Origin of the sequence: Kitasatospora sp. NPDC096204 (assembly GCF_044763205.1) — a bacterium.
Lineage (GTDB): Bacteria > Actinomycetota > Actinomycetes > Streptomycetales > Streptomycetaceae > Kitasatospora.
In genome coordinates, this window is sequence record NZ_JBIWFT010000054.1 from 42,369 (window position 1) to 52,185 (window position 9,817).

Annotated in this window: 8 protein-coding genes; all 8 read left to right on the forward strand. The window is 70.1% G+C overall.

The annotated features are described in order from the left end of the window. Positions 1–69: 69 nt before the first annotated feature. Complete coding sequence (gene rpsO, locus ACIQ87_RS36875) at positions 70–360, forward strand: 30S ribosomal protein S15 (RefSeq protein WP_196952393.1); 291 nt, start codon at positions 70–72, stop codon at positions 358–360. 454 nt (positions 361–814) lie between these two features. After that, the gene (locus tag ACIQ87_RS36880) at positions 815–3,022 is read left to right on the forward strand and encodes a polyribonucleotide nucleotidyltransferase (protein ID WP_402415854.1); all 2,208 of its coding nucleotides are present in this window, start codon (positions 815–817) and stop codon (positions 3,020–3,022) included. A gap of 120 nt (positions 3,023–3,142) precedes the next feature. Then, on the forward strand, positions 3,143–4,495 hold the full coding sequence (locus ACIQ87_RS36885) for a M16 family metallopeptidase (RefSeq protein WP_402415857.1): 1,353 nt from the start codon (positions 3,143–3,145) through the stop codon (positions 4,493–4,495). Positions 4,496–4,527: 32 nt separating this feature from the next. After that, positions 4,528–5,274 carry a 4-hydroxy-tetrahydrodipicolinate reductase gene (dapB, locus tag ACIQ87_RS36890; protein WP_392884247.1) on the forward strand — a complete coding sequence of 249 codons (747 nt, stop codon included), beginning with the start codon at positions 4,528–4,530 and terminating at the stop codon, positions 5,272–5,274. A gap of 25 nt (positions 5,275–5,299) precedes the next feature. After that, entirely contained in the window at positions 5,300–5,758 is a 459-nt protein-coding gene (locus ACIQ87_RS36895; RefSeq protein WP_402415860.1) for a hypothetical protein, read from the forward strand. Beyond that, complete coding sequence (thyX, locus tag ACIQ87_RS36900) at positions 5,755–6,486, forward strand: FAD-dependent thymidylate synthase (protein ID WP_402415863.1); 732 nt, start codon at positions 5,755–5,757, stop codon at positions 6,484–6,486. The genes ACIQ87_RS36895 and thyX overlap by 4 nt, the downstream gene beginning before the upstream one ends. Positions 6,487–6,701: 215 nt before the next feature. Further along, a complete protein-coding gene (gene dapA, locus ACIQ87_RS36905; RefSeq protein WP_392884251.1) occupies positions 6,702–7,601 on the forward strand; it encodes a 4-hydroxy-tetrahydrodipicolinate synthase in 900 nt (299 codons plus the stop codon). Between the two features lie 171 nt (positions 7,602–7,772). Further along, positions 7,773–9,458, forward strand: a complete 1,686-nt coding sequence (locus ACIQ87_RS36910) for a ribonuclease J (RefSeq protein ID WP_402415866.1) — start codon at positions 7,773–7,775, stop codon at positions 9,456–9,458. Positions 9,459–9,817: the final 359 nt, after the last annotated feature.

A 9,817-nucleotide genomic window follows, 5' to 3' on the forward strand; every position in this document is an offset into this window, starting at 1 on the left:
CGACACCGAGTTCTCGATGAGTCCTGTGTTGTCGACCAGGACCGCTCGGTAGACCCTGAAGGAGTTGCAGTGGCTCTCGCCTCTGACGTCAAGAAGCAGATCATCGCCGAGTTCGGCCAGAAGGAGGGCGACACCGGCTCCCCCGAGGTCCAGGTGGCCATGCTCTCCCGTCGCATCTCGGACCTGACCGAGCACCTGAAGACGCACAAGCACGACCACCACTCGCGTCGTGGCCTGCTGATCCTGGTCGGCCAGCGTCGCCGCCTGCTCCAGTACCTGGCCAAGAAGGACATCGAGCGTTTCCGTACGCTCGTCGACCGCCTGGGCATCCGCCGCGGTGCCGCCGGCGGCGCCCGCTAAGACCGCCGCACGGGGCGGCTCCCCACACCGGGGGGCCGCCCCTCGCGCGTATGCCGCGGCTGTCCGGCCGCGGCGCCCTGAGATAACAACTCGCGCGCACCTCCCCAGGTGGCCGAGGATTGCACCGTAGGGTTGTGGGCATGTCGGGTGATGGCGCACCAGCGCGCCACCCGGGCAGAAGGACCCGAACCCCCCGCGGGACGAAGGCTTCAAACGGAAGCCGCCCGCATCCGAGAGAGCGTCCAGACGCGGACCGCCCATCCCGGCCCGGCAGCCGTGAGGCGCCGGTCCTCGGTAGTGGCCGTCGGAACCCCCGCAGACCGAGCGGGGCACTCCGGAGGCTTCGATCGAAGACCGGCCCGACTGCCGCCCTCCTTGACGAGGGCCCGGGGCCCACCGCAGGCAGTGCGCGGGGACGCTCTCCCGGAGACGTACGAAAGAGGAGATCTTCCAGGTGGAAGAGAACGTGTTCTACGCCGAGGCCGTGATCGACAACGGTTCCTTCGGCACCCGTACCATCCGCTTCGAGACCGGCCGTCTGGCCCGTCAGGCCGCCGGTTCCGCCGTGGCCTACCTGGACGACGACACCATGGTGCTGTCGGCCACCAGCGCGTCCAAGCAGCCGAAGGAGCACTTCGACTTCTTCCCGCTGACCGTGGACGTCGAGGAGCGGATGTACGCCGCCGGCCGCATCCCCGGCTCGTTCTTCCGTCGCGAGGGCCGGCCCTCCGAGGACGCGATCCTCACCTGCCGCCTGATCGACCGCCCGCTGCGCCCGTCCTTCGTCAAGGGCCTGCGCAACGAGGTCCAGGTCGTCGTCACCGTGATGGCGCTCAACCCCGACCACCTGTACGACGTGGTCGCGATCAACGCCGCCTCCGCCTCCACCCAGCTGGCGGGCCTGCCGTTCTCCGGCCCGATCGGCGGCGTGCGCGTCGCGCTGATCAACGGCCAGTGGGTCGCCTTCCCGACCCACAGCGAGCTGGAGTCGGCCGTCTTCGACATGGTCGTCGCCGGTCGCGTCCTGCCGGACGGCGACGTCGCGATCATGATGGTCGAGGCCGAGGCCACCGACAAGACCATCAAGCTGGTCGAGGGCGGCGCCGACGCGCCGACCGAGGAGATCGTCGCCTCCGGCCTGGAGGCCGCGAAGCCGTTCATCAAGGTCCTGTGCGCCGCGCAGTCGCAGCTGGCCGCCCAGGCCGCCAAGCCGACCGGTGAGTTCCCGGTCTTCCTGGACTACCAGGACGACGTCCTCGCCGCGCTGACCGCCGCCGTCAAGGACGAGCTCGCCCAGGCCCTGACCATCCCGGGCAAGCAGGAGCGCAACAACGAGCTGGACCGCGTCAAGGCGCTGGCCGCCGAGAAGCTGCTGCCCGAGTTCGAGGGCCGCGAGAAGGAGATCAGCGCCGCCTACAACGCGCTGACCAAGAAGATCGTCCGCGAGCGCGTCATCACGGACAAGGTCCGCATCGACGGCCGCGGCGTCACCGACATCCGCACCCTGGCCGCCGAGGTCGAGGCCATCCCGCGGGTGCACGGCTCCGCCCTGTTCGAGCGCGGCGAGACCCAGATCCTGGGCGTCACCACGCTGAACATGCTCCGGATGGAGCAGCAGCTCGACACGCTCTCCCCGGAGACGCGTCGCCGCTACATGCACAACTACAACTTCCCGCCGTACTCCGTCGGTGAGACCGGCCGCGTGGGCTCGCCCAAGCGCCGCGAGATCGGCCACGGCGCGCTGGCCGAGCGCGCCCTGCTGCCGGTGCTGCCGACCCGCGAGGAGTTCCCGTACGCCATCCGCCAGGTCTCCGAGGCGCTCGGCTCCAACGGCTCCACCTCGATGGGCTCGGTCTGCGCCTCGACCATGTCGCTGCTGAACGCCGGTGTGCCGCTGAAGGCCGCCGTCGCCGGCATCGCCATGGGCCTGATCTCCCAGGAGATCGACGGCGAGACCCACTACGTCACGCTGACCGACATCCTCGGCGCCGAGGACGCGTACGGCGACATGGACTTCAAGGTCGCCGGTACCCGCAACTTCATCACCGCCCTCCAGCTGGACACCAAGCTGAACGGCATCCCGGCGTCGGTGCTCGCCGCCGCGCTGAAGCAGGCCAAGGACGCCCGCCTGCACATCCTCGACGTGATGAACGAGGCCATCGACTCGCCCGACGAGATGTCCCCGAACGCGCCGCGCATCATCACCATCAAGATCCCGGTGGACAAGATCGGTGAGGTCATCGGCCCCAAGGGCAAGATGATCAACCAGATCCAGGAGGACACCGGCGCCGAGATCACGATCGAGGACGACGGCACCATCTACATCGGTGCCGCCGACGGCCCGGCCGCCGAGGCCGCCCGCACCACGATCAACCAGATCGCCAACCCGACCATGCCGGAGGTCGGCGAGCGCTACCTGGGCACCGTGGTCAAGACCACGACGTTCGGCGCGTTCGTGTCGCTGATGCCGGGCAAGGACGGCCTGCTGCACATCTCGCAGATCCGCAAGCTGGCCGGCGGCAAGCGCGTCGAGAACGTCGAGGACGTCCTCGGCGTCGGCGCCAAGGTGCAGGTCGAGATCGCCGAGATCGACCCGCGCGGCAAGCTCTCCCTGATCCCGGTCATCGAGGGCGAGGAGGGCGGCGAGGCCGCTTCCGAGTGAAGCGCCGCTAGCTGACCCCCGCGGCCCGTACGCCTCCCGGCGTGCGGGCCGCACCCCGTTGTCCACGCGTTCGTCCGTACGTGCCCAGCCGCACGTGCGATTCCTCTGGAGGTACCCCCCGTGGCGCAGGCCCCGGCGGTAACGCAGCGTCCCGGCACCACCCGGACCCTGCTCAAGGGCGTCGACGGCGCCGGCACGGTGCGCCGCACCGTCCTCCCCGGCGGCCTTCGGGTCGTCACCGAGACCCTGCCGACGGTGCGCTCCGCGACCTTCGGCATCTGGGTCGGCGTCGGCTCGCGGGACGAGACCCCGCAGCTCAACGGCGCCACCCACTACCTGGAGCACCTGCTCTTCAAGGGCACCGAGCGGCGCAGCGCGCTGGACATCTCGGCGGCCCTGGACGCGGTCGGCGGCGAGATGAACGCCTTCACCGCGAAGGAGAACACCTGCTACTACGCCCGGGTCCTGGACACCGACCTGCCGCTGGCCGTCGACGTGGTCTGCGACATGGTCACCGGCTCGCTGATCCGGCCCGAGGACGTGGAGTCCGAGCGCGGCGTCATCCTGGAGGAGATGGCGATGGCCGAGGACGACCCGGGCGACGTGGTGCACGACCTGTTCGCCAAGGTGATCTTCGGCAGCGGCCCGCTCGGCCGCCCGATCCTCGGCACCCAGGAGACCATCAGGACGCTCACCCGGGACCAGATCGCCGGCTTCTACCGCCGCCGCTACCGGCCCGAGAACCTGGTCGTCGCCGCGGCCGGCAACCTCGACCACCGCAAGGTGGTCAAGCAGGTCGAGCAGGCCTTCGCACCGGTGCTGGCGGCCTCCACCGCGGCTCCCGCCGAGGCCCGCCGCGGCCACAAGGCGCTGCGCACGGCCGGCAGGGTCGAGGTGCTCAACCGCTCCACCGAGCAGGCCCACCTGGTGCTGGGCGTGCCGGGGGTGCCGCGGCACGACGAGCGCCGCTGGGCGATGGGTGTGCTCAACGCGGCCCTCGGCGGCGGGATGAGCTCCCGGCTGTTCCAGGAGGTCCGCGAGAAGCGGGGCCTGGCGTACTCGGTCTACTCGTACTCCTCGTCCTACGCGGACAGCGGCCTGTTCGGCATCTACGCCGGCTGCCAGCCCAAGCGGGTCGAGGAGGTGCTGCGGATCTGCCGCGCCGAGCTGGCCAAGGTGGTCGAGGAGGGCATCACCGAGGAGGAGCTGAACCGGGCGATCGGCCAGATCTCCGGCTCCACCGTGCTCGGCATGGAGGACAGCGGCTCGCTGATGAACCGGATCGGCAAGGCCGAGCTCAGCTACGGGCACCACCTGTCGGTGGACGACATGCTGGAGCGGATCGCGTCGGTGACCCTGGAGGACGTCCACGCGGTGGCCCGTGATGTGCTGGGCGCGTACCGGCCGTCGCTCGCCCTGATCGGCCCGGTCAACGACAAGCGGGCCGCCAAGCTCGCCGACCTGCTGGTCTGATCCGCCGATTTCCGGGTGAGAGGAATTTTGCTATGACGCTGCGTGTCGCCGTGATCGGCGCCAAGGGACGGATCGGCTCCGAGGCGGTCAAGGCCGTGGAGGCCGCGCCCGACCTGGAGCTGGTGGCCGCCCTCGGCCGCGGCTCCAAGCTGGAGGAGCTGACCGAGGCGGGCGCCCAGGTGGCCGTCGAGCTGACCCACCCGGACTCGGTGATGGGGAACCTCGACCACTGCCTGCACCACGGCATCCACGTGGTCACCGGCACCACCGGCTGGACGGACGAGCGGCTCGCCACCGTCCGCGGCTGGCTGGACCAGGCCCCGGAGCTCGGCCTGCTGATCGCCCCGAACTTCTCCATCGGCGCCATCCTCGGTATGAAGTTCTCCCAGGTCGCCGCCCGGTACTTCGAGTCGGTCGAGGTGGTCGAGCTGCACCACGACCGCAAGGCCGACGCCCCCAGCGGCACCGCCACCCGCACCGCCCAGCTGATCGCCGCCGCCCGGGCCGAGGCCGGCCGCCCGCCGCAGCAGGACCCGACCACCCACAGCCTGCCCGGCGCGCGCGGCGCCGACGTGGACGGGGTGCCGGTGCACGCGGTGCGGCTGCGGGGTCTGCTCGCCCACCAGCAGGTGATGTTCGGCGACACCGGCGAGACGCTCACCATCCGGCACGACTCGCTGCACCACAGCAGCTTCATGCCGGGCATCCTGCTGGGCGTGCGCAAGGTCGTCGGGACGCCGGGGCTGACCTTCGGCCTCGAACACTTCCTGGACCTGTGACAGTGTCGACCTCCAGGAGGGCGTCATGACCTCTCGTACCGGTTTCTTCGTCCTGTCCGGCGTCCTGCTGCTGGTCGCCCTGGTCTGCGTGGGCGAGGGCGTCCAGCTGATCGCGACCGGCAAGCCGCTCGGCATCGGCATCGGGATCTGCGCCTTCGTGATCCCGGTGATCGGCGTCTGGTTCCTGCGCCAGACCGTCCGCTTCGGCCGGGACAGCGAGCGGCTGGCCCGCGAGCTGGAGGCCGAGGGCGGCCTTCCGGTGGACGAGCTGGAGCGCAGCAAGGGCGGGCGGATCGACCGGGCCTCGGCCGACGCGGTGTTCGCCCGCCGCCAGGCCGAGGCACAGGACGCGCCGGGCGACTGGCGGGCCTGGTTCCGCCTCGCCGTGGCCTACGCCGACGCCGGCGACACCCCGCGCGCCCGCAAGACCATGCAGCACGCCATCAAGCTGCACAGCACCGAACCCGCAAGGAGTAACGCGTGAGCGACGAACCGACGGCCCCCAGCTTCCGCAGCGACGTGACGGTGGAGCTGGTCCGCAGCGCCGCCGCCGACTCGGACGTCATCTGGGCGGCCCGGGTCTCGACCGCGGGCGAGCAGTCCCTGGAGGCCCTCGACCAGGACCCGGAGAAGTCCAAGGGCCTGATCAACTTCCTGATGCGCGACCGGCACGGCACGCCGTTCGAGCACAACTCGATGACCTTCTTCATCAGCGCGCCGATCTTCGTGTTCCGGGAGTTCCACCGGCACCGCAGCGGCTGGTCGTACAACGAGGAGTCCGGCCGCTACCGCGAGCTCCAGCCGGTCTTCTACGTCCCGGGCGAGGAGCGCAAGCTGGTCCAGCAGGGCCGCCCCGGCAAGTACGAGTTCCACGAGGGCACGCCCGAGCAGCACCGGACCACCACCGGGGCGATGGAGGCCGCGTACCTCGAGTCCTACGCCCGCTACCAGGAGATGCTGGCCGCCGGCGTGGCCCGCGAGGTGGCCCGCGCGGTGCTGCCGGTGGGCCTGTTCTCCTCGATGTACGCGACCTGCAACTCGCGTTCGCTGATGCACTTCCTGTCGCTGCGCACCCGGCGGGAGAACTCGGCGGTGCCGTCCTTCCCGCAGCGCGAGATCGAGATGGTCGCGGAGCAGATGGAGGAGCAGTGGGCCCGGCTCATGCCGCTCACCCATGCGGCCTTCGAGAAGCACGGCCGAGTCGCCCCCTGACCTGGGACGACAGGCATACGGGCAGAGTGTCTGGCATGTCTGGATTGCGGCTTTTCTAGCCGCTCCCTACATTCGTGAACACGGATTCCGGTGCTGTCCGAACCCCCGAGCGGGCAGCACCGGAATCCCACGTCCGCGCCACGAATGCGCCGCACCTGTCCGAACACCGGACCGGCATGGGTACCGCCCCACCGCCTACGAGTAGCTTTGGACGCATGGCTCCGACCTCCACCCCCCAGACGCCGTTCGGCCGGGTACTGACCGCGATGGTCACCCCGTTCACCGCCGACGGCGCGCTCGACCTCGACGGCGCCCAGCGCCTCGCCACGCACCTCGTGGACTCCGGCAACGACGGCCTCGTCGTCAACGGCACCACCGGTGAGTCCCCGACCACCAGCGACGCCGAGAAGGCCCAGCTGGTCCGCGCCGTGGTCGAGGCGGTCGGGGACCGCGCCCACGTGGTGGCCGGCGTCGGCACCAACGACACCCACCACAGCATCGAGCTGGCCCGGCAGGCGGAGGCGGCCGGGGCCCACGGCCTGCTGGTCGTCACGCCGTACTACAACAAGCCCCCGCAGGAGGGCCTGTACCGGCACAACGTCGCCGTCGCCGACGCGACCGGGCTGCCCGTCATGCTGTACGACATCCCGGGCCGCAGCGGGGTCGCGCTGAGCCACGAGACGCTGGTCCGCCTCGGCGCGCACCCGCGGATCGTCGCCAACAAGGACGCCAAGGGCGACCTCGGCGCCGCGGCCTGGGCGATCGCCCGCGCGGACCTCGCCTGGTACTCCGGCGACGACATCCTCAACCTGCCGCTGCTGTCCGTCGGAGCCGTCGGCGTGGTCAGCGTGGTCGGGCACGTGGTGGCCGGGGACCTGCGGGCGATGGTCGAGGCCTTCCTGGCGGGCGATGTGGTCAAGGCCACCAGCATCCACCAGCGCCTGCTGCCGGTGTTCAGCGGTATGTTCCGCACCCAGGGCGTCATCCTCGCCAAGGCCGCGCTGGAACTCCAGGGCCGGCCGGCGGGCCCGCTGCGGCTGCCGCTGGTCGGCGCGACGCCCGAGGAGATCGAGCGATTGAAGCAGGATCTCGCCGCCGGCGGGGTACACCTCTAACAGACACGGACGTGCGCGCCCCGGCTCGCCGGACCTCCCAAGGGTCCGCCGCTGGACCGGACCGAAGGCGCGAGAGCACAGACCCAGTAGGAAAACGACACTGAGAACGCACGCCATATGTCTCCAGGGGGAGGACCCCGAGCATATGGCGTGCGTCGTGAGGAGAGTCTTTTGAGCCACCCGCACCCCGAGCTCGGCGCGCCCCCGGCCCTGAAGGAGGGCGCCCTCCGCATCACTCCGCTCGGCGGCCTCGGCGAGATCGGCCGCAACATGACGGTCCTGGAGTACGGCGACCGCATCCTGATCATCGACTGCGGCGTCCTCTTCCCCGAGGACGAGCAGCCCGGCGTGGACCTGATCCTGCCGGACTTCAGCTACATCCGGGACCGCCTCGACAAGGTCGACGGCATCGTCCTCACCCACGGGCACGAGGACCACATCGGCGCCGTCCCCTTCCTCCTGCGGGAGAACCCGGACATCCCGCTGATCGGCTCCAAGCTGACCCTCGCGCTGATCGAGGCCAAGCTCGCCGAGCACCGCATCCGGCCGTACGTGCTGGAGGTCAAGGAGGGGGAGCGCGAGCGCATCGGCCCCTTCGACTGCGAGTTCATCGCGGTCAACCACTCCATCCCGGACGCCCTGGCGGTGGCGGTCCGGACCCCCGCCGGCATGGTCGTGGCCACCGGCGACTTCAAGATGGACCAGCTGCCGCTGGACGGCCGCCTGACCGACCTGCCGACCTTCGCCAAGCTGGCGGAGGAGGGCATGGACCTCCTGCTGGTGGACTCCACCAACGCCGAGGTCCCCGGCTTCATCCCGCACGAGCGGGACATCTCGGCGGCGCTGCGGAACGTCTTCGCGAACGCCGACAAGCGCATCATCGTGGCCTCCTTCGCGAGCCACGTGCACCGCATCCAGCAGGTCCTGGACGCCGCCCACGAGTACAAGCGCAAGGTCGCCTTCGTCGGCCGCTCGATGGTCCGCAACATGGGCATCGCCCGCGACCTCGGCTACCTGAAGGTCCCCGGCAACATGGTCGTGGACGTCAAGCAGCTGGACGACCTGCCGGACAAGGAGGTCGTGCTGATCTGCACCGGTTCGCAGGGCGAGCCGATGGCCGCGCTGTCCCGGATGGCCAACCGCGACCACCAGATCCGCATCGTCGAGGGCGACACCGTCGTCCTGGCCTCCTCGCTCATCCCGGGCAACGAGAACGCCGTCTACCGGGTGATCAACGGCCTGACCCGCTGGGGCGCCAAGGTCGTGCACAAGGGCAACGCCAAGGTGCACGTCTCCGGCCACGCCTCGGCAGGCGAGCTGCTGTACTTCTTCAACATCTGCAAGCCGCGCAACCTGATGCCGGTCCACGGCGAGTGGCGCCACCTGCGCGCGGCCGCCGAGCTGGGCATCGCCACCGGGGTGCCGCGCAACCGCGTGGTCATCGCCGAGGACGGCGTCTGCGTCGACCTGGAGGGCGGCGTCGCCCGGATCGCCGGCAAGGTGCAGGCCGGGTACGTCTACGTGGACGGCTCCTCGGTCGGCGACATCAGCGAGGCCTCGCTCAAGGACCGCAAGATCCTCGGCGAGGAGGGCTTCATCTCGGTCTTCGTCGCGGTCGACTCGGCCAACGGCAAGATCGTCGGCGGCCCGACCATCCAGGCCCGCGGCTCCGGCATCGACGACAACGCGTTCGTCCCGGTGGCCGCGAAGCTCCAGGAGGCGCTGGACCGCTCGGCGAGCGACGGCGTGCTGGAGCCCCGTCAGGTGCAGCAGCTGGTCCGCCGGACCATCGGCAAGTGGGTCGCGGACAACTACCGTCGCCGGCCGATGATCCTGCCGGTCGTGGTCGAGGTCTGACGCTCGCTCAACACCGGCTGAGGCCGGTTTGACGTGGGGCGACCCGGTGCGTAATGTTCTCCGGGTTGCCCCACGGGACGGCCCCTCGGAAACGGGCTCGAATCTGAATTCGAGAACGACCGGGGAAAACGGACCGAGTAACTCTGATAGAGTTCGGGAGCGCCGAAAGGCGAAAGCGAATCGGATGAATGAAACTCCGGAAAACGGAGCGGAAAACATCTGATAAGCTGGAAACACGAAAGAACGAAGCCCGGAGGGCCCGCCGGAAGGCGGTCCGAAGGAAGCGTCCGTTCCTTGAGAACTCAACAGCGTGCCAAAAGTCAACGCCAGATATGTTGACATCCCCGGCCTCAGGTTTC